The organism is Solwaraspora sp. WMMB335 (assembly GCF_049179075.1).
Taxonomy (GTDB): domain Bacteria; phylum Actinomycetota; class Actinomycetes; order Mycobacteriales; family Micromonosporaceae; genus Micromonospora_E.
The window spans coordinates 5,234,347-5,253,726 of the sequence record NZ_JBMHMF010000001.1; the positions used below are offsets into that span (position 1 = coordinate 5,234,347).

The 19,380-nt window shown below is 71.0% G+C and carries 17 protein-coding genes and 1 pseudogene; 12 read left to right on the plus strand and 6 right to left on the minus strand.

Features of this window, described 5'->3' with window-relative positions; genetic code table 11:
- The first annotated feature begins 87 nt into the window (after positions 1-87).
- A complete protein-coding gene (locus tag ACN27F_RS22785; protein ID WP_421436659.1) occupies positions 88-1,251 on the plus strand; it encodes an acyl-CoA dehydrogenase family protein in 1,164 nt (387 codons plus the stop codon).
- Between the two features lie 53 nt (positions 1,252-1,304).
- On the opposite strand, the gene ACN27F_RS22790 is transcribed toward ACN27F_RS22785, so the two are convergent.
- The gene (locus tag ACN27F_RS22790) at positions 1,305-2,381 is read right to left on the minus strand and encodes a hypothetical protein (RefSeq protein WP_421436660.1); all 1,077 of its coding nucleotides are present in this window, start codon (positions 2,379-2,381) and stop codon (positions 1,305-1,307) included.
- An 80-nt stretch (positions 2,382-2,461) separates the two neighbouring features.
- Positions 2,462-3,190: a hypothetical protein gene (locus ACN27F_RS22795; protein WP_421436662.1), complete on the minus strand. Its 729-nt coding sequence runs from the start codon at positions 3,188-3,190 to the stop codon at positions 2,462-2,464.
- Between the two features lie 241 nt (positions 3,191-3,431).
- Between ACN27F_RS22795 and ACN27F_RS22800 the strand changes: the two genes are divergently transcribed.
- Positions 3,432-5,432, plus strand: a complete 2,001-nt coding sequence (locus ACN27F_RS22800) for an acetoacetate--CoA ligase (protein ID WP_421436665.1) — start codon at positions 3,432-3,434, stop codon at positions 5,430-5,432.
- A gap of 35 nt (positions 5,433-5,467) precedes the next feature.
- Positions 5,468-5,839 (plus strand): hypothetical protein, encoded by a 372-nt coding sequence (locus ACN27F_RS22805; protein WP_421436666.1) that lies wholly within the window; start codon positions 5,468-5,470, stop codon positions 5,837-5,839.
- 11 nt (positions 5,840-5,850) lie between these two features.
- Here the strand turns inward: ACN27F_RS22805 and ACN27F_RS22810 are convergent, their stop codons facing one another.
- A complete protein-coding gene (locus ACN27F_RS22810) occupies positions 5,851-6,579 on the minus strand; it encodes a TIGR03089 family protein (protein WP_421436669.1) in 729 nt (242 codons plus the stop codon).
- 218 nt (positions 6,580-6,797) lie between these two features.
- Between ACN27F_RS22810 and ACN27F_RS22815 the strand changes: the two genes are divergently transcribed.
- Both ACN27F_RS22815 and ACN27F_RS22820 read left to right on the plus strand, forming a co-directional pair.
- Positions 6,798-7,961 (plus strand): glycosyltransferase family 4 protein, encoded by a 1,164-nt coding sequence (locus ACN27F_RS22815; protein ID WP_421436671.1) that lies wholly within the window; start codon positions 6,798-6,800, stop codon positions 7,959-7,961.
- 78 nt (positions 7,962-8,039) lie between these two features.
- Positions 8,040-9,140 carry a mannose-1-phosphate guanylyltransferase gene (locus ACN27F_RS22820; protein ID WP_421436673.1) on the plus strand — a complete coding sequence of 367 codons (1,101 nt, stop codon included), beginning with the start codon at positions 8,040-8,042 and terminating at the stop codon, positions 9,138-9,140.
- A gap of 33 nt (positions 9,141-9,173) precedes the next feature.
- On the opposite strand, the gene ACN27F_RS22825 is transcribed toward ACN27F_RS22820, so the two are convergent.
- On the minus strand, positions 9,174-10,391 hold the full coding sequence (locus ACN27F_RS22825) for a coenzyme F420-0:L-glutamate ligase (protein WP_421436676.1): 1,218 nt from the start codon (positions 10,389-10,391) through the stop codon (positions 9,174-9,176).
- Positions 10,388-11,398, minus strand: a complete 1,011-nt coding sequence (gene cofD / locus ACN27F_RS22830; protein ID WP_421436678.1) for a 2-phospho-L-lactate transferase — start codon at positions 11,396-11,398, stop codon at positions 10,388-10,390. The genes ACN27F_RS22825 and cofD overlap by 4 nt, the downstream gene beginning before the upstream one ends.
- Before the next feature lie 143 nt (positions 11,399-11,541).
- On the opposite strand from cofD, the gene ACN27F_RS22835 reads away from it, so the two are divergent.
- From ACN27F_RS22835 to ACN27F_RS22860, 6 genes are all read left to right on the plus strand, one after another.
- Positions 11,542-12,561 carry a hypothetical protein gene (locus tag ACN27F_RS22835; RefSeq protein WP_421436680.1) on the plus strand — a complete coding sequence of 340 codons (1,020 nt, stop codon included), beginning with the start codon at positions 11,542-11,544 and terminating at the stop codon, positions 12,559-12,561.
- 151 nt (positions 12,562-12,712) lie between these two features.
- Positions 12,713-15,238, plus strand: coding sequence for a bifunctional FO biosynthesis protein CofGH (locus ACN27F_RS22840; protein WP_421440405.1), 2,526 nt, complete (start codon positions 12,713-12,715; stop codon positions 15,236-15,238).
- Positions 15,239-15,394: 156 nt separating this feature from the next.
- Positions 15,395-15,676 (plus strand): hypothetical protein, encoded by a 282-nt coding sequence (locus ACN27F_RS22845; RefSeq protein ID WP_421436682.1) that lies wholly within the window; start codon positions 15,395-15,397, stop codon positions 15,674-15,676.
- Positions 15,677-15,766: 90 nt separating this feature from the next.
- Positions 15,767-17,155 carry a DUF4331 domain-containing protein gene (locus ACN27F_RS22850; RefSeq protein WP_421436684.1) on the plus strand — a complete coding sequence of 463 codons (1,389 nt, stop codon included), beginning with the start codon at positions 15,767-15,769 and terminating at the stop codon, positions 17,153-17,155.
- Positions 17,156-17,209: 54 nt separating this feature from the next.
- On the plus strand, positions 17,210-17,596 hold the full coding sequence (locus ACN27F_RS22855) for a phospholipase (protein ID WP_421436686.1): 387 nt from the start codon (positions 17,210-17,212) through the stop codon (positions 17,594-17,596).
- 443 nt (positions 17,597-18,039) lie between these two features.
- Positions 18,040-18,297 (plus strand): WhiB family transcriptional regulator, encoded by a 258-nt coding sequence (locus ACN27F_RS22860; RefSeq protein WP_123605977.1) that lies wholly within the window; start codon positions 18,040-18,042, stop codon positions 18,295-18,297.
- A 124-nt stretch (positions 18,298-18,421) separates the two neighbouring features.
- Here the strand turns inward: ACN27F_RS22860 and ACN27F_RS22865 are convergent.
- Positions 18,422-18,864, minus strand: a pseudogene (locus ACN27F_RS22865) (metallopeptidase family protein); the annotation flags it as partial.
- Positions 18,865-19,007: 143 nt separating this feature from the next.
- Here ACN27F_RS22865 and ACN27F_RS22870 point away from each other — a divergent pair.
- The gene (locus ACN27F_RS22870; RefSeq protein WP_421436688.1) at positions 19,008-19,379 is read left to right on the plus strand and encodes a DUF3499 domain-containing protein; all 372 of its coding nucleotides are present in this window, start codon (positions 19,008-19,010) and stop codon (positions 19,377-19,379) included.
- Position 19,380 lies beyond the last annotated feature (1 nt).

Here is a 19,380-nt window from a genome sequence, read left to right on the forward strand (position 1 = left end):
CGGGGGCGACCGGCACCGGCGTTACTCGCCGGTATCCTCACATTCGAGCACGTTGCGAGTGGGGACGCGAGACGAGTGGAGTGTGCGATGGCAGCCGGCCCAGCGTTCGATGTCTATCAGTTACCCGAAGAGTACGCAGCGGTCAGAGAAGCGGTACGGGAGGTCTGCGACGCGAAGGTCGCGCCCAACGCCGCCGAGGCGGACGAGACCGCGCAGTTTCCCGCCGCGTCGTACGACGCGCTACGAGCCGCTGATTTCCATGCCCCGCACATCCCCGAAGAGTACGGCGGGGCGGACGCGGACGCCCTCGCCACGGCTATCGTGATCGAGGAGGTGGCCCGTGCCTGCGCCTCCTCCTCGCTTGTTCCTGCGGTCAACAAGCTCGGCACCATGCCGCTGCTGCTCGCCGGCTCCGATCAGCTCAAGCAGCGCTATCTCCCGCCGGTGGCGGCCGGCGAGGCGATGTTCTCGTACTGCCTTTCCGAGCCCGAGGCGGGCAGCGACGCGGCGTCGATGACGACGCGGGCGGTCCGCGACGGTGACCACTGGGTGCTCAACGGCGTCAAGCGGTGGATCACCAACGCAGGCGTGTCGCAGTACTACACGGTCTTCGCGTCCACCGAACCGGGTGCCCGCTCTCGGGGCATATCGGCCTTCGTGGTAGAAAAGTCCGATTCTGGGGTCAGCTTCGGTGCTCCCGAGCGCAAGCTGGGGATCAAGGGATCGCCAACGTGTGAGGTGTATCTCGACAACGTGCGTATCCCAGCGGACCGGATGATCGGCGAGCCCGGCACCGGGTTCGCCACCGCGATGCGCACCCTCGACCACACCCGGGTGACGATCGCCGCGCAGGCCCTCGGGATCGCCCAGGGGGCGCTGGACGTGGCCCGCGGGTACGTGCGCGAGCGCACCCAGTTCGGCAAGCCGATCGCCGACTTCCAGGGGGTTCAGTTCATGATCGCTGACATGGGGATGAAGCTGGAGGCGGCCCGGCAGTTGACCTACGCCGCTGCCGGCCGCTCCGAGCGCGGCGACGCCGATCTCACGTTCTTCGGAGCGGCGGCGAAGTGCTTCGCCTCGGACGCGGCGATGGAGATCACCACGGACGCCGTTCAGCTGTTGGGCGGGTACGGCTACACCCGCGACTTCCCGGTCGAGCGGATGATGCGTGACGCCAAGATCACCCAGCTGTACGAGGGGACGAACCAGGTGCAGCGGATCGTGATGGCTCGCCAGTTGCTGTCCCCGTGAGTCTGTCCTCGTGAGCCTGTCCCCGGGAGCGCGCGACCTGCGTCGGATGTCACTCAGAGCGGGCGGGTCGCGTCCGGGTCGGCGGGTGCGTCCGGGTCGGCGGGTGCGGCGGGGTCGGTGGGCGCGGCCGGGGTCTGCGGTGTACCGGACCCGCCGGTGCCGCCCGACGCCGGCGGCCTGCTGATGGCCACCGTGTCGTCCGGGGAGGTGATGCGGGTGGTCGCCTCGGCGTCGCTGGCCGGCGCCGTGCCGACCTGGGTGGTTTCGTCGGCGTCGCCGGCCGGTGGATTCGGCGGGGTGGTGATCCGGGTGGTTTCGTCGGTGCCGCCGGTGACCGGAGCGCTCGTGTCACCGGGCGTGGTGCTCGACGATGGCCCGGACCGGTGCAGTACGACCGTGGGATCGTCCCGTCGATGGCCCGGCGGGGTCAGCCGCATCGTCTCCAACTCGGTGTCGGGGCCGGCGGTGGCCGAAGCCGGGCGGGCCGGCCGCAGCGGAGGGTTGCCGGTGGCGGGGAACGCGATCGTCTGCGCGGGGTTGCCGACCGCCTGCGGGGCGGTCCAGTGGGGTGGGCCGGCCCAGTGAGGTGGGCCGCCGCCCGGCCGGTTCCCCGCGTCAGCCGGGGGATAGCCGCCGTAGCCGGGCGCACCGCCCGGCGGCGCGGCGGTATGGGCCATCGCGGCCGGGCCGGGACCGCCGGGCACGCCGGCGTACAGCGCGGTCATCCGCTCACCCCGCCAGCGGCGCGGGCTGAACACGGTTGCCAGCAGCGGGACGGCCAGCACGACGGCGGGCCCTTCGGCGGGGGCGGTGAACACGAAATCCGTGCCGAGGAACCGGCGCGGGAGGTTCTCGTAGAAACTCGTCGCGTCCAGCGCCGACCAGGCGGACAGGCCGAGAAACACCAGCCCGGCGAGCACCGGACCCGTCGGAGAGAGTCTCGGCAGCAGCAACAGCGTGTAGACCAGGCCGCCGAGACCCAGCGCGGCCAGTCCGATGAACAGCTCCAGCGGCGGGTCGGCGTACGCGATCGCCCGGACCTGCCCGTACTCGCTGAGCCCCAGCCCGACGAGGAACCAGATGACCGGGGTGAGCGTCATGGACAGGACCAACGAGCCCACGTGCCTCATCTGACCTCCTCACAAGGGTGATGCTTCAGGCACGGTACCCGGCAGCCGCAACGCCCCCGGCAGTGGTCAGGCCGACCGGATCAGCGAGGTATGCGGGTCGATCGCGGGATCGGGCGTGCCGGACGCAACCGGTCCGGTCCGGTGCCGTCGTCGCCCGATGCCACGACACCGGTGTCCGGACCGGCCCCGGAACCGTCGCCGTCCGTGGCGGTGGAGCCCGCCGCCGCACCCGTGGATCGTCGCTCGCCCTGGGACGGGGCCGGGGCGGCCGGCGTCGCGCCGCCGCCCGACAGGGACCACAGCGAGGGATCGAACTCGCCGAGTGGACGCACCGGCAGTGGTTCCGCCTGTGGTTCGGCCGTGGTGCGCTCGCCGTCGCCGCGCCCGGGTCGCGACCGCCAGCGCCCGGGGCTGAACGCCGCCACGCAGAGCAGGACACCGAGCAGCGCCAGGGTACCGTTCGCCACCGGCGGCCACAGGTCGACCGGCTCGCCGAGGAGCCGCCAGGGCGCGCCGATGACGTCCCGGGTCCAGAACGGGTCGACGAACGTCGCCACGTACCCGGTGATGAGCAGCAGCCCTGCGGTGACCGGCCCGAGCGGCGAGAAGCGCAGCGTACCCAGCAGACCGAGCAGCAGACCGGCGACGAGCAGGTAGGCCGCCGGTACGAGCAGCTCCGCGGTGTGGAACCGGCCGTCGGCCACCCAGCCGGACACCGTACCGGCCGACGTGGACTGACCGATCGCGATCAGCAACCAGCAGACCGGTGCCACGGCGAGGCCGCTGAGAAAGCTCCAGAGATGACGCATGGGCGAACCGTACCGTTTCGGGCGAGTGAAGCTCGGACAGCCGCGCACCGGCAACGCGTTTTTTCGATGTACGCGGCTGGAGCCTGTGCCCGTACCGCGACCTGTCCGCGACCCTTGTGTTTCGGGCACATTGCCGTACCGGCGTTCTGGCGTACGACAATGGAACCTGCGGTACGCGAGGATGGCCACGGGCAGCCGGCGGAAAGAGACGGTGGTCGTGGTCCGGGAGGGAGCGACAGTCGTGAGTGAGGTGCTCTGGCGCCCGCCGGCGGATGTGCGCCAGCGGTCCCGCATCGGGGCGTACCTGGGCTGGCTGGACCGCAGCCGTGGGCTGCGGTTCGCGGACTACCCGCAGCTGTGGCAGTGGTCGGTGACCGACCTGGCCGGGTTCTGGGACTCGATCTGGGACTACTTCGAGGTGGTCGGACACCGGCCGGCGGACGCGGCGCTCACCGACCGGTCGATGCCCGGCGCCCGCTGGTTCCCCGGTGCCCGGCTCAACTACGCCGAGCACGTGCTGCGCGCGCCCGGCCTGACCGGCGACCAGCCGGTGGTGATCGCGCACAGCCAGACCCGGGCCCCGGTCACCCTCACTGTCGAGCAGCTACGTGAACAGGTCCGCCGGGTGCGGGCCGGCTTGCGCCGGCTCGGCGTGGGCCGGGGCGACCGGGTGACCGCGTACGCGCCGAACATCCCCGAGACGTACGTGTTGATGCTGGCCGCGACCAGCCTCGGTGCGGTCTTCTCGTCCTGCGCGCCGGAGTTCGGCACCCGCAGTGTCACCGACCGGTGGCAGCAGATCGAGCCGGCGGTGCTGGTGGCGGTGGACGGCTACCGGTACGGCGGCAAGGCGGTGGACCGCCGCGACGAGGCGGCGGCGATCGCGGCGGCGTTGCCCTCGGCGCGTCACCGGGTGCTGGTTCCGTACCTGGCACCGGACGACCGGGCGCCCGAGTGGGCGACGACGAGCTGGGCCGAACTCGCCGCGCCGACCGAGGAGACGTTGGCGTTCGAGGCGGTGCCGTTCGACCATCCGCTGTACGTGCTCTACTCCTCGGGCACCACCGGCCTGCCGAAGCCGATCGTCCACGGACACGGCGGCATCCTGCTGGAACACCTGAAGATGCTGGCCCTGCACCATGATCTCGGTCCGGGCGACCGGTTCTTCTGGTTCACCACCACCGGCTGGATGATGTGGAACTATCTGGCGTCCGGCCCGGCCGTGGGGGCGGCGATCGTGCTGTTCGACGGCAATCCGGCGGTGGACGCGCCACCCGGGGCGCCGGCCCGGCCGGATCTGGGCACCCTGTGGCGGTTGGCGGCGCAGACCGGCACCACGTACTTCGGTACGTCGGCGCCGTTCCTGCTGGCCTGCCGCAAGGACGGGTTGGTGCCCCGGGATATCGCCGACCTGTCCGCGCTGCGTGGAGTCGGTTCGACCGGCGCGCCGTTACCGGCCGAGGGGTTCACCTGGGTCTACCGGGCGGTCGGCACGGACCTGCAGCTCACCTCGCTGTCCGGCGGTACCGACGTGTGCACCGGGTTCGTCGGTGGCGTACCGCTGCTGCCGGTGCGGGCGGGGGAGATCACCTGCCGGTGCCTGGGCGCGCGGGTCGAGGCTCGGGCGTCGACCGGCCGGCCGGTCATCGGTGAGTTGGGCGAGTTGGTGATCACCGAGCCGATGCCGAGCATGCCGGTCGGATTCTGGAACGACCCGGGCGGCAGCCGTTACCGACAGGCCTACTTCGAGCGTTATCCCGGTGTCTGGTGCCACGGAGACTGGATCACCATCTCCGAGCACGGCAGTTGCGCGATCACCGGACGCTCGGACGCCACCCTCAACCGGGGCGGGGTGCGACTGGGCACGGCCGAGTTCTACTCGGTGGTGGAGACGTTGCCCGAGGTCGCCGACTCACTGGTGATCCATCTCGACGACCCGGCGGGCGGGGCCGGCGAGCTGTTGCTGTTCGTGGTGCTGCGCGGCGGCGTCGAGTTGGACGACGCACTGCGCGCCCGGATCGCGAGGCAGCTGCGTACCGCGTTGTCGCCACGGCACGTGCCGGACGCGATCCAGCAGGTCGCCGTGGTGCCCCGGACGCTGTCCGGCAAGAAGCTGGAGGTGCCGGTGAAGAAGATTCTCACCGGGGTACCGGCGGATCAGGCGGCAGCCAGCGGTGCCCTCGCCGATCCCACGTCGTTGGAGCAATTTGTACGTTTTGCCAGTAGCCGGGTGTTCGGATAGCTAATCGGGGCTCTTGGCAACGCAGTGTCAGCGCCGTGCGTCTCACAGTCGTGGGTGTCTACTTCCAGCTGAGGATCACCGACACGCTCGGCGTCTGGGTCAAGGGGGCGCATGCCTTCAATCCGTTGGCCCGGGTCACCAGGACCTTCTGGTACCGGTTGCCGGCGGAGTGGATGGTCGAGGGTGCGCTACCCCAGGAACGCCGCGAGATGCTGGTCGACCGCCTCTACGGCCCGGGCTGGCGCGACGGCAACCCGGACGGATCCCGGTACATCATCCTCGGGGTGCAGGAGAAGGTGCTCTCCGCGCGGGAAGCGGCGGGCAAGCCGTGGCTGGCCGACCGGGGCGGCTTCTACGTCTGGGTCGCCGACGGCGAACTGCGCGAAGTGGTGCCCAGCGAGTTGTGACCCGCAGCTGGTCAAATCAACGCCTGGTCGACTCGTTCGCTGCGGGTGCGCTTGTCGAGCAGGCGTCGGTCCAGGTTGCGGCAGAGCACCACGCTGGCGTCCGCCGCCAACGGCGCGAGCAGCCAGTCGACCGGATCCGGATAGCGGTCCGCGTCGAGGAGGATCCGGGAGCCGGTGGCGAACCCCAACCGCGCGCCCTGTTCGACCGCGCGACCGGCCAGGTCCGCATCCTGCGGGTCGACCGCCGGGTACGGGGTGAAGTGGTCGCCGTGCCCGCGTACCTCGGTGATGTAGTCGCTCCAGCCGTTCGGCAGGGTCCGGGCCGGTGCCGCCATCGGGGCGAGGGTCAGCAGGTACCGCTGTCCGGCCGGATGCGCGCCGGCGTCGCTCGACCCGCCCGTTGCCGACCCGTCCGTTTTCGACCCGTCCGTTGCCGTATCGCCGGTGGCGAAGAGCACCTCTGCGGCGGGATCCACGCCGACCACGAGCCCGGCCGACCAGCAGCCGAGGAGGACCGCGGCGGTCTGCCAGTGCGGCGGCAACCGCACCTCGACAGCATCGCCAGGGGCGGTGCCGGCCTCGTCGACCAGCAGGTTGGCCGTCTTGGCCACCCAGTTCGCCAACGTCGCGCCGGACAGTTCGGTGCGGTCGCCGGTGGCGTCGTCGTAAAAGGTGAGTAGCGGTCGCGTCGGGTCCGCTGCGACGGCGACCGCGAGTAGGCCGGCGATGTTGTTGGTCATCGCCCAGGAGCCTATCGGCCGCACGGGGACCGGCGGCACCGTCACTGACGGTACACGCTGTCACCGGATGATCTCGCGCCGCTGACAGGGCCGGAAATCGCTCGCCGAAGGCGTCTTCGGTCCGCGTCGTCGACGCGGCAGATGACGTCGAGCGGCGTAGGCTTGGCACACGTGTCGTTCCCCACAACCCTCCACCACCCCTTAAGAGGAGTTGCCCTGTGACCGCCGGTCGACCGCCCCGCGTACTCATCGACGCCACGAGCGTGCCTGCCGACCGTGGTGGCGTCGGTCGATACGTTGACGGCCTGCTCGGTGCCCTTGGCAAGCTCATCGGCAGCGACATCGAGCTCTCCGTCGTCGCGCTGCGTACAGATGTCGAGCGATATGTTCGGATGCTGCCTGCTGCGGACGTGATCGCCGCTCCGGCGGCCGTGGCGCATCGCCCGGCCCGGCTCGCCTGGGAGCAGACCGGGCTGCCGCTGCTCGCGCAGCAGGCTGACGCGGACGTGCTGCACTCGCCGTACTACACCTGCCCGATGCGCGCGGGTTGTCCGGTAACGGTGACTGTGCACGACGCAACCTTCTTCACCGAGCCCGAACATTACGACAAATCGCGGCGTACTTTCTTCCGTAGCGCGATCAAGACCTCGTTGCGCCGGGCCAACCGGGTGATCGTCCCCAGCAAGGCCAGCCGGGACGAACTCATCCGGCTGCTCAACGCGGACCCGGCTCGGATCGACGTGGCCTACCACGGTGTGGACCCCAGCGCCTTCCACGTGCCGAGCGACGAGGAGAAGGCGCGCGTGCGCGCCCGATTGGGCCTGGTCACCACCGGCTACGTCGCTTTCCTCGGCGCCAAGGAACCGCGCAAGAACGTGCCGAACCTGATTCGTGGCTGGGTGCAGGCGGTACGGCACCGGCCGGAACCGCCCGCACTGGTGATCGCTGGCGGCCAGGGCCACGACGACGACATCGACCGCGCCGTGGCGGACGTCCCGGCGCATCTGCGGTTGCTGCGTCCCGGCTATCTGCGTTACGCCGACCTGCCCGGATTCCTCGGTGGCGCGCTGGTCGCCGCCTATCCCTCGTACGGCGAGGGCTTCGGCCTGCCCATCCTGGAGGCCATGGCGTGCGGGACTCCGGTGTTGACGACTCCACGACTGTCACTGCCCGAAGTCGGCGGCGACGCGGTCGCCTACACCAGCGAGAACCCGGAGCAGATCGGCACCGACCTGGCCGCGTTGCTCGACGACGATGCCCGACGGCAGGCGCTGGCCAAGGCCGGTGCCGACCGGGCGAAGGACTTCACCTGGACATCCAGCGCCGAGGTGCACATCTCGTCGTGGAGCCGGGCGGCGGCATTGGCCAGGACCGCCGGATGACCTGCCCGCTGCCGACCGGTACGAGTGGGGATCCCCTGTCTCGCCGGGACGCGTGCGTACGGCGGGCATGATGTGCTGATGCTTTACGCAGTCATCCCGGCCGGTGGCAGCGGCACTCGTTTGTGGCCGCTGTCCCGTGCCGGCAACCCTAAATTCCTGCACCCGCTCACCGGCACCGACGCCTCGTTGCTGCAGGCCACCGTCGCCCGGCTGGCGCCGCTGACCGACCCGGAGCGGATCCTCGTCGTGACCGGGGTCGCGCACGCCGCCGCGGTGGCCCGGCAGTTGGCCACGGTGCCGCAGGAGAACGTGCTCGTCGAGCCGTCACCCCGGGACTCGTGCGCGGCGATCGCGCTGGCGGCTGCGGTGATCGCCCGGCGTGAACCGCAGGCAGTGATGGGGTCGTTCGCGGCTGACCACCTGATCAGCGACCCGCAGCGGTACGTCGACACGATCCGCCAGGCGGTCGCCGGCGCACAGGACGGGCTGCTGATGACGGTCGGGATCACCCCGACCCGGCCGGAGACCGGATACGGATATCTCGCCTGTGGTGGTCTGCTCGGTCCCGGACCGGTCCGTCGGGTCGAGCAGTTCACCGAGAAGCCCGGTCTGGCGGTGGCCGAGGAGTATCTGCGCTCCGGCCGCCACCTCTGGAACGCCAGCATGTTCGTCTGGCGGGTCGACGTCTTCCTCGCCGAGCTCGCCCGCCAGCAGCCGGAGCTGCACTCTGGGCTGAGCCGGATCGCCGCCAGCTGGGACAGCCCGGACCGTGACGAGGTGCTCGGGGACATCTGGCCGACCCTGCCGCGGATCTCCGTCGACTACGCGGTCATGGAGGGCGCCGCCGCGGCCGGCCGGGTCGGCACCGTGCCCGGTGACTTCGGCTGGAACGACGTGGGTGACTTCCACACCCTCGGCGAGGTTCTGCCCCGGGACGAGAACGGCAACGTGGTCCTCGGCGCCCCGGCCGCCGAGGAGAAGCCCGGGGTGTTGCTGCGCGACAGCAGCGGGCTGGTGGTGGTGCCGCACTCCGGGCGGCTGGTCGCCGCGCTCGGCGTACGGGACCTGATCGTGGTCGACACCCCGGACGCCGTGCTGGTCTGCCCGCGTGATCGGGCGCAGGACGTCAAACGCCTGGTGGACGCGCTGAAGGAACGGGGCGCCGACGGCTACGTCTGAGCGCGTGGCTACGTCTGAGCGCGCCGGCCGCGCTCAGCCGGCCGGCACCAGACCGAGGTACGCAGCGAGCCCGCCCACGCCGGGCTCGCTGCCCAGATAGGCGCTGGCGATCCCCTCGCTGGCCAACGCCGCCCGCAACCGATGCAGGTCAGCGCCGAACCGGACGAGGTCCGTCCCGGCGCCGTCCGGCGGACGGCACCGCAGGTATCCCGGGTATCCGGCCCGTAGCGAAGGCTCGGTGAGCGTGACGGGACCGGTCGGCTCGATCCGGGTCCCGGCCGCGATCGCATCCGCCACCAGCCGCACCGCCCGCCGCACCGCCCCGGCGTCGACCGCCCCGGCCCCGGCAGCCCCGGCCCCGGCAGCCGTCCCGGTCCGATCCTCGGGCGCGGCCTGCGGTAGCGTCGCCGCTGCCGCCAGTCCGACACACCGTGCCTCGGCGGTGCCGAGGGTGAACATGTCCTGATCCAGATCACGGATCAGCGGCCGGACCCCCGGACCGTCCGGTACGCCAACGAGTCGCGACTGCCCGCCGGCCTCGGCCGCCGGGCCGGCCCCGGTGGTCTCGCCGGCCTGGGCGGTCTCGCCGGCCCCGGTGGTCGGGCCGGGCCGCCACGGATAGCCACGGATCACTGCCACCGGCACCTGCTCGCTCTTACCCTTGACCAGCTCACCGGCGCCGGCGAGCTCATCGACCACGGCCATCTGGGTCAGCCGCAGCTCGTTGCCGTACCGGTCGGTCTGGCCCCGGTAGTCGAGTAGCGGCGGCACCCCGGCAGCGCCCAGCGCGACGTCGGTCAGGCCGTTGCGCCACGGTCTGCCCATGGTGTCGGAAACGACGACCGCGACGTCGACCCCGAGCCGCGCGCGCAGCGCCCGGCGCAGTTCGCGCGCGGACCGGTCCGGATCGAGCGGCAGCAGAACCAGCCGGTCCGCCGCCACGTTCGAGTTGTCGATCCCGGCGGCGGCCATCACGAAGCCGTGCCGGGTCCGGGCGATGCGGGTCGGGCCGCGCCGGGCCACCACCGCGGTGGTCTCCGCGGCCAGCGCCTCGTCGTACCGGCGGGTCCGGTCCGGTTCGGCTACCGGCAGGTCGACCAGCCGCCCCTCCGCCTTGGACACGATCTTGCTGGTCACCACCAGGACATCGCCGTCGTGCAGCCACGGCGCGGCCCGCGCTATCAGGTCAGCCAGATCGTCGCCGGGAGCGACCTCGCCGATTCCGGTGACCGGCAGGATCTCCAGTCTCATCTCGCCACCCCGTCAGGCCGTGGCCGGGTGCCGGCCGGCTCGACTGAGCCGGCCAGTTCGACTGCGGCGGCGACCATCTGCGCGGTCGCCGTCTCGTCGGTCATCCACAGCGGTACGGCACGTACCGGTACCCCGTCGGTCTCGGCTGCGGCGTCGACCGGGTCGACCAACCAGCCGTCGAGCACACCACCGCTGCGGCGGGAGCCGTACAGCCCGGCCACGGCGGCGGCGGTGCACGGCACATCCAGTACCGCCAGGCATCGGTCAGCCATCCCGCGTACCGGGGCGTCGCCGATGATCGGGGAAACGCCGACCACCGGTGCGGCACCGCCGACCAGCGCTTCCCGAATTCCGGGCACGGCCAGCACCGGAGCCACGCTGACCACCGGGTTGCTCGGTGCGATCAGCACCACGTCCGCGGCGGCCAGCGCGTCGAGCACGCCGGGGGCGGGTTCGGCCTGCGCCGCGCCGACGAAGACGAACCGGTGGGTGGGCAGCGCGCCCCGGTGCCGTACCCACCACTCCTGGAAGTGGATCGCCCGCTGGGCCGGCGGCGCCGGATCGGGATCCGACACGACCACGTGGGTCTCCAACCGGTCGTCCGTGGCCGGAATCATCCGGACACCCGGGTTCCAGCGTACGCAGAGCGCATCGGTGACCGCCGACAGCGGATAGCCGGCGTTCATCATCGTGGTTCGGACCAGATGGGTGGCGATGTCCCGGTCGCCGAGTCCGAACCAGGTCGGCTCTGCCCGGTAGGCGGTGAGTTCCTCCTTGACGGCCCAGGTCTCGCCGGCCCGGCCCCAGCCGCGTTGGGCATCGGCGCCACCGCCGAGGGTGTACATGACACTGTCCAGGTCCGGGCACACCCGCAGCCCGTGCAGCACCGCATCGTCACCCACGTTGACCACCGCGGTCACCTCGGCGCCGGTGCGGCGGGCGTACGCCCGCACCCCGACCAGGAACTTCGCCCCGCCGATCCCGCCGGTCAGCACCACTATCCGCATGTCGACATCCTCCCGCATCGGCCGGGACCAGCCGGTTACCGGTCCGGTGGTTTACGTCTGGCACGGTTCGGGGATCCGACCCGTGGACGCCGGCCGATACGCTCACGGCGCAACCGCCGTCACCGCCAGCACAGGGAGAGTCCGTGACCACGCAACCAGAGGCCGCGCCCGGCGACCGACCGCCGGCCAGGGAGTTCACCGCGCCGTTGCGGGAGATCGCCGCGGCGGTGCTGCTCGGCGCCACAGCGGTCTTCCTCTTCACCGCACTGCTCGATCTGCTCGTCCCGTATGGCTTCGGTGGTGGCGGTCCCGGGTTCGCGCGCCGCTCCGCGAACAGCTTCGGCGGCTTCGTCAACCTGATCACCATCGGTTTCCCGGCTCTGGCCGTGCTGCTGGCCAACCACATCACCCCGGAACTGTCCCGGGCCCGGCTGCTTACCGCGGTCGCGTTGGTGGAGTATGCGGTCGCCGCGCTGTTCGGGACGTTGTTCGGACTGCTGGTCGGGTTCGTGGTGCTGGTCGACGACAGTGTCCGCGTCGCCTTCCAGGCACTGCTGAGCCGGGCGGCCTGGTTGGCGGTGCTCGGTGTCGCCGGACTGGCGCTGGTCAAGGTCTGGCAGGGGCGCTACCACGTGGCCAAGCCAAAGCCGCCGGCGTCGCCGCCCGGGGTCTACGGTCAGCCCGGCGGGTATGGCCAGCCTGGGGGGTACGGGCAACACGGTGCGTACGGGCAGCCGCCGGCCGGATACGGTCCGCCGCCCGGCTACGGTGGTCCACCGCCCGGGTACGGCCAGCCGGGCTACCCACCACCGGGCCAGCAAGGTGGCGGATACCCGCCGCCTGCCGGCTATCCGCAGGGCGGTGCCGGTCATCCGCAGGGCACGTACGGCCAGCCGGGTACGCCCGGCCAGCCGCCGACCGGCTACGGCCAATCCGCGCCGTACGGGGGGCAGTCCACGGTGTACGGTCGACAGCCGGCCCAGCCCGGTCCCACTCCGCCGGGCAGCCCGCCACCGGTCTCCTCCGCGCCACCGGTCTCTCCGGCGGCTCCGCCCGGACCGGTCTCTCCGGCGGCTCCACCCGGACCGGCCTCCCCGGCACCTGCCCCGCCGACCCGTCCGGACGATTCCGGATCACCCGACGCCACCCAACGGCTTCCCTGATCCCCGGTCGCCTGGCCCCGTCGGGCGAGTTCCCGCTCGCCCGACCCGGCGGCCGATGTGGCGCGTGCCACCAGGAGCGTGCCACCGGAAGGCCTAGGCTGCACAGGTGGCCGACCACACTGACACCACCGGGGCTCCCGCACGGGCTGGCGTGCCCACCGCATCCGCCGAGCGGCCGACTCTGGCCAGCGTGCGGCGCGCGTTGCGGCGGGCCGCCGCCGGCCGCAGCCTCGACCTAAACGAGGCGACCGGGCTGCTGGCCGCTACCGGGGCGGAGTTCGACGAGCTGCTGTCCGTGGCCGGGGCGCTCCGGGACGCCGGGCTGCGCGACGCGGGGCGGCCGGGCATCGTCACCTACTCCCGCAGTGTCTTCGTTCCGCTCACCCGGCTGTGCCGGGACCGCTGCCACTACTGCACGTTCGCCACCGTGCCGGGCCGGGTGCCGGCGGCCTACCTCGACCGCGACGAGGTCCTGGCCATCGCCCGGGCCGGTGCCGCACAGGGGTGCAAGGAGGCGCTGTTCACCCTCGGCGACCGGCCGGAGGAGCGTTGGCCGGCGGCCCGGCAGTGGCTCGACGAGCGTGGCTACGACTCGACTGTCGACTACCTGCGGGCCAGCGCCGTCGCCGTGCTGGAGGAGACCGGCCTGCTGCCGCACCTCAACCCTGGCGTGCTGAGCTGGGCGGAGCTGCAACGGCTCAAGCCGGTCGCGGCCAGCATGGGGATGATGCTGGAAACCACCGCCACGCGACTGTGGTCCGAACCGGGTGGACCGCACTTCGGCTCCCCGGACAAGGAACCCGCGGTCCGGCTGCGGGCGATCGCCGACGCCGGGCGGGTGGGCGTGCCGTACACGACCGGGCTGCTGATCGGCATCGGGGAGACCCCGGCCGAGCGGGTCGAGTCGCTGTTCGCCATCCGGTCGGCGGCCCGCGAGTACGGCCACATCCAGGAAGTCATCATGCAGAACTTCCGCGCCAAGCCGGACACGGCGATGCGCGGCATGCCCGATGCGCAGTTGCGGGACCTGGCCGCGACGGTCGCCGTGGCCAGGATCCTGCTCGGGCCACGGGCCCGGATCCAGGCCCCGCCGAACCTGGTGGCCGGTGAGTACGCCCTGCTGCTGCGGGCTGGCATCGACGACTGGGGCGGTGTGTCGCCGGTCACCCCTGACCATGTCAATCCGGAGCGGCCATGGCCGCGGGTCGACGAACTGGCCCGGCACACGGTCGGCGCTGGCTTCACCCTGCGCGAGCGGCTGGCGGTCTACCCGGAGTACGTACGGCAGGCCGAGACGTGGCTCGATCCGCGGATCATGCCGCACGTGACGGCGTTGGCCGAGGCCGGTACCGGGCTGGCGGACGACGCGGCGACCCCGACCGGGCGACCCTGGCAGGAACCAGACGAGATCTTCGTCCCGGTCGGCCGGACCGATCTGCACGCCACCATCGACATCACCGGCCGCACCGGGGACCGGCGGGGTGACTTCGACCAGGTGTACGGCGACTGGACGCAGGTCGCGGTCCGGGTGAACGGAGGCGGGACGGGCACGGCGACCGGCGGCGGTGACGCCGACCTGCTGGCCGGGTTGCGACTGGCCGCCGATGATCCGGCCGCCCTGCTGGCGCCCCGGCACACCGACGCCGCGCTCGCGTTGTTCGCCGCCGACGGGCCGGCGCTCGACCGGCTGTGCCGGATCGCCGACGACGTGCGCCGGGACACCGTCGGGGACGACGTCACCTACGTCGTCAACCGGAACATCAACTTCTCCAACGTCTGTTACGTCGGTTGCCGGTTCTGCGCCTTCGCGCAACGGGAACGGGACGCCGACGCCTACCGGCTCTCCGCCGAGCAGGTCGCCGACCGGGCGGAGCAGGCATGGCAGGCCGGGGCGACCGAGGTCTGCATGCAGGGTGGCATCGACCCGAAGCTGCCGGTGACCGCGTACGCCGACCTGGTCCGTGCGGTCAAGCAGCGGGTGCCCGAGCTGCATGTCCATGCCTTCTCGCCGATGGAGATCGTCACCGCGGCGGCAAAGGCCGGCATGCCGGTGCGGGACTGGCTGCTCCTGCTGCGTGCGGCGGGGCTGGACACCATCCCGGGCACCGCGGCCGAGATCCTCGACGACGATGTGCGGTGGGTGCTGACCAAGGGCAAACTGCCGGCCGCCACCTGGGTCGAGGTGGTCAGCACCGCGCACGAGGTGGGCCTGCGGTCCAGCTCGACGATGATGTACGGCCACGTCGACCACCCCGGGCAGTGGCTGGCCCATTTCCGGGTCCTCGCCGGGGTGCAGGACCGCACCGGGGGGTTCACCGAGTTCGTGGCGCTGCCCTTCGTCCACACCAACGCGCCGATCTATCTGGCCGGGCTGGCGCGGCCCGGCCCGACGTGGCGCGAGAACCGGGTCGTGCACGCGATGGCGCGGCTGCTGCTGCACGGGCGGATCAGCAACATCCAGTGTTCCTGGGTCAAGCTCGGCGACGACGGTACGGCCGCGATGCTGCGCGGCGGCTGTAACGACCTCGGCGGCACGCTGATGGAGGAGACCATCTCCCGGATGGCCGGCTCGGCCAACGGTTCCGCCCGTACGGTAGCGCAGCTGCAGGCGATCGCCGCTGCGGCCGGGCGGCCGGCCGTGCAGCGGACCACGGCGTACCAGCGGATCAGTCGGTGAGGTGATGTGGCCACTTTTCGCCGTCGATCGAACTGACCGGCACTGCTGGCCGTATGGATAGGTGCCGGCGGTTGTGGCAACCGGTGAGCCACCCGCCGGCACCGGTCCCGACGCGACAGCGGGTCAGCGGCGCTGATCCGCCGGAAGGGGTTGTTCATGAGAACCGACCAGCGAAGTCGACCGAGGTTGCGGATCTCGCGCCGGCAGGTGTTGACCGTTGCGGCGAGCGCCGGAGTCGGCGCGGCTGCGGTCAGCGTCACCAGCCTCTCGTCCGCGGTGGACAGCAGGCTCGCCGGACCACCGAGTGACGAGCCTATCGTGGTGCATCTGCGTGATCCGGCCAACGGAACGCTGGACGTCTTCGTCGGCGCGTCGCGGTTCGAGGTACATGACAAGGGACTTGCCGCCCGGTTGCAGCGCGCCGCCCGAAAGGGCTGAGATCGTCCGCGCCATCAATCCGGCGCTCCCGTTTCCGGCGCGAATCAGCGTCGATCACCGATCTTCCAGGATATGTGAGGTAGGTTCGCCATGTCTTCGCACCGTGAAGCGCCGGAGATATCCAAGGATCCGGTCGCCGACAGCACCGACCTGTATGCGTTCGTCAGCCCGGACCGACCGGACACGGTTACGCTGATCGCCAACTACGTCCCGTTTCAGGTGCCGTCGGGCGGACCGAACTTCTTCGAGTTCGGCGACGACGTACTGTACGAGATACATATCGACAACAACGGTGACGGGCATCGGGACGTCACGTACCAGTTCAGATTCCAAACGGAGATCACCAACGAGAACACGTTTCTCTACAACACCGGCCCGATCGACGCACTGGACAGCGAAAACTGGAATCGTCGCCAGTTCTACAGCGTGACCAAGGTGGACGCACACGGCAAAGCACAGGTCCTCGCCCGTAAGGTACCCTGCCCTCCGTGCAATATCGGACCGCTGTCCACCCCCGACTACGCCGCGTTGGCCAGATCCGCCACCTTCCAACTCAAGAGTGGTGAGCGTGTTTTCGCCGGGCAGCGTGCCGAGGGTTTCTTCGTCGATCTCGGTGCGATCTTCGATCTGGGTAACTTGCGCCCGTTCCAGCAGCTGCACGTCGTCGGAAAGGACATCTTCAACGCGGCGGCCGAGCCGGTCAACGCCACCGACCGAGCCAATGTGCACAGCATCGCCATGCAGATTCCCATCGCGCATCTGGTCAGCGGCGGCGGGAAGTACGGCGTGGACGACCAGCGGTCGGTGATCGGGGTGTGGACCTCCGCCGGCCGCCAGCAGGTCCGGGTGCTGCGCGGCGCCCAGACCACGGACATCAACGTGGGACCGGTCGCGCAGGTGTCCCGGCTGGGTAACCCGTTGTTCAACGAGGTCATCGTTCCGATGGCGCAGAAGGATCTGTGGAACTCGCTGCCGCCGTCGGACGACAAGCGGTTCGCCGGGTTGGTCGAGAAACCGGAACTCGCGGCACTGCTACCGGTGCTGTATCCGGATGTGTTCCCCAACCTGGCCGCGCTGAACGAGTCGGGCGAGCCCCGGGCCGACCTGGTGGCGATCCTGCTGACCGGTATCCCGGCCGGACTCATCGACGGCTTCCAGAACAACACCGGCGATCTACCGGCCGACATGTTGCGGCTGAACACGGCGATCCCGCCGGCTGACCGGGCCAGCCGGTTCGGTCTGCTCGGCGGCGACCTGGCGGGCTTCCCCAACGGTCGCCGGGTCACCGACGACGTGGTGACGATCTCACTGCGAGCCATCGCTGGGCTGACCTTTCCGCTGATCGACAAGACCTTCACCCCGGACGACGCGGCGGGCGCGGTCACCCATGGCCTGAGCGCCGCTGACGTGACCGCCCCCTTCCTGAAGCACTTTCCGTACCTCGGTGTGCCGTACGACGGCTTCAACAACCCGTCCTGACCGTAGGCAGCGGGTACTTCCAGCGAGCATGGGCAGTTCGAAGGAGTGGATGGCATGCAGCACGAGCACAGTCTGGGCCGGTCCGAGACCGGCGGTGTCGTCCTCGACATCGGCGGAGACACCGGTGCGTTGATCATCTACACCGGGCAGGAGTTCCACGGCCGGGAGATCGAGATCGGCCCGTTCGCCGGAGAAGGCGGCGGTGCCGGGGAGCAACAGTCCGCTGCCGGGAGCCGGACGCACGCCGCAGTGCGTGAGCGGCGGGTGCACGACGGCGTCTTTTACAGCGCGGTTTACACCGATCTGTCGGCCGGTGTCTATACCGTGTGGCGGGCGCCCGATGTGCCGGCCGGCCAGGTGACGATCACCGGCGGCGCGGTCACCGAGTTCGTCTGGCCGCAGCACAGCACCGCCGGCAGGCTGATTCCACACTCGGCCTGACCGGGTTGCCGAGCGGGACCGGACCGGGTCGTCGGTCCAAAAGTTCTCTGGGGAGGGAAACAGGGCGGTCGAGGCAGGTCGATAGGCCGACCCTGCGCCGGGCCGGCGCCGCGTGAGCGGCGCCGGCCCGGCGCTGTGCGTGTACCGCCCTGCGTACTCGCCCGCCAGCGCGACGCGCCGGTGCCGCGTTACTTGGCGGGGGTGTCAATCGATAGGGCAGGTTGCGGGACCGGACGACCGTCGGGGGGCGGTTGGCCGGCCCGGGAAAGGGAGCCTCATTTACCAGGTTCGTCTTGACGACGCACGCATTACACGCGTGTAATTTCACCGGGGTCGCTCGGGCGGGCTGCATCAAAACCGGATCGAACGGGCAAGATAGACACGCCTTCCGCGTGGGGGGTTGCACCGGCTGGACCAGCCGGTGCGCGAAAGGAGGCACGCGTATGGATGGTCGGCTGGAGGTTGCGGACCTGCTCGGTAACGCCCCGGAGTGGCAGGAGCGGGCGCTGTGCTCGCAGACTGACCCCGAGGCGTTCTTTCCGGAGAAGGGCGGATCCACTCGCGAAGCGAAGCGGATCTGCTCGCGCTGTGAAGTCAAATCCGAGTGCTTGGAGTATGCGCTCGGTCACGATGAGCGGTTCGGAATCTGGGGTGGACTGTCTGAGCGGGAACGCCGCAAGCTCAAGCGCCGGGTCGCGTGATCAAGTGACCAAGACCGCCTGACCGCCGCCGGCCCGGTGCGCCTGCCCGCTCATCGGCCACCGGGCCCGCTGGCGGTGGCCCGGCCGCAGCCGGCCCACTGAACCGGGGGCACCGGGCCGGCGCTTACACCAGTTCGTCGGGATCCACCCCGAGCAGGTTTGCCACCTGTTCGATGATCACGTCGTGGACCAGGTCGGCGAGATCCTCGTTGTCCATCGCCCGGAACTCCAGCGGACGCCGGTAGAGCACGATCCGCGGCGGCATCTCCTGACGACCCGGCCGGCCGGGTAGCAGCCGGGCCAGCGGGACCTCACCGTCCTCCAGCACGTCGGAGTCGTAGACGTTCAGATCGGGCGGCACGTCCTCGACCGCGAACTCGACCCCGGCCAACTCCTTGGCGAAGCGTCGTTCGAGCGCCTCGACGGTGTCCAACACCAGCTCGTCGAACACCTCCGCCTTGGTCCGGGCGAGCGGCACGGTCGCCGGCACCAGCCGGCCGCGCAGGCCACGCCCGTGCCGGTCCCGGCGGTCCCGGCGCACCCGGCGGGGGGTCTGCGCGCTGCCGGGCGCGGGAACGGTCACAGGGATCCTCCGGTCACCAGCTCAGCGTAGTCCGGAACGGGCCAGTTCGGGGGCGGGGGATGAGGACTGTCGGCGTGTCGCGGCGGCAAGCTGGTAGCGGAGCCGGTAATAGAGATAACGTTCCGCCGTGAGGTCACCACGGCGCTGCTCCCGTAACGGCTGTCCCCGCCAAGCCGTCGCCACGTTGACCTACGTCTACAACGAGTCGACCGCGGTCGTCGGCCCGCTGGCCGCGTTCGCCGAACCGCACACCTACGACCTGTGCGAGCAGCACGCCCGCAGTCTGACCGCACCCCGAGGCTGGGAGGTGGTCCGGCACGAAGGCGAGTTCGATCCGCCGCCGCCAACCACCGACGATCTGGTCGCGCTCGCCGAGGCGGTACGCGAAGCCGCCCGTCCCGCCCCGTCCCGCCCCGTCGAGCCGGACGCGGTGGATCTGGACATCAACCCGTCGACCGGCCGGCGCGGCCATCTCCGGGTGATCCCGCCCACCTCCTGAT

Coding starts and splice junctions, on each gene's coding strand:
- cofD (WP_421436678.1), bottom strand. CDS start 11,398: ATGCGGATAGTGGTGCTGACCGGCGGGATCGGCGGGGCGAAGTTCCTG.
- ACN27F_RS22825 (WP_421436676.1), bottom strand. CDS start 10,391: ATGAGACTGGAGATCCTGCCGGTCACCGGAATCGGCGAGGTCGCTCCC.
- ACN27F_RS22850 (WP_421436684.1), top strand. CDS start 15,767: ATGTCTTCGCACCGTGAAGCGCCGGAGATATCCAAGGATCCGGTCGCC.
- ACN27F_RS22820 (WP_421436673.1), top strand. CDS start 8,040: ATGCTTTACGCAGTCATCCCGGCCGGTGGCAGCGGCACTCGTTTGTGG.
- ACN27F_RS22845 (WP_421436682.1), top strand. CDS start 15,395: ATGAGAACCGACCAGCGAAGTCGACCGAGGTTGCGGATCTCGCGCCGG.
- ACN27F_RS22785 (WP_421436659.1), top strand. CDS start 88: ATGGCAGCCGGCCCAGCGTTCGATGTCTATCAGTTACCCGAAGAGTAC.
- ACN27F_RS22855 (WP_421436686.1), top strand. CDS start 17,210: ATGCAGCACGAGCACAGTCTGGGCCGGTCCGAGACCGGCGGTGTCGTC.
- ACN27F_RS22790 (WP_421436660.1), bottom strand. CDS start 2,381: ATGAGGCACGTGGGCTCGTTGGTCCTGTCCATGACGCTCACCCCGGTC.
- ACN27F_RS22810 (WP_421436669.1), bottom strand. CDS start 6,579: ATGACCAACAACATCGCCGGCCTACTCGCGGTCGCCGTCGCAGCGGAC.
- ACN27F_RS22860 (WP_123605977.1), top strand. CDS start 18,040: ATGGATGGTCGGCTGGAGGTTGCGGACCTGCTCGGTAACGCCCCGGAG.
- ACN27F_RS22795 (WP_421436662.1), bottom strand. CDS start 3,190: ATGCGTCATCTCTGGAGCTTTCTCAGCGGCCTCGCCGTGGCACCGGTC.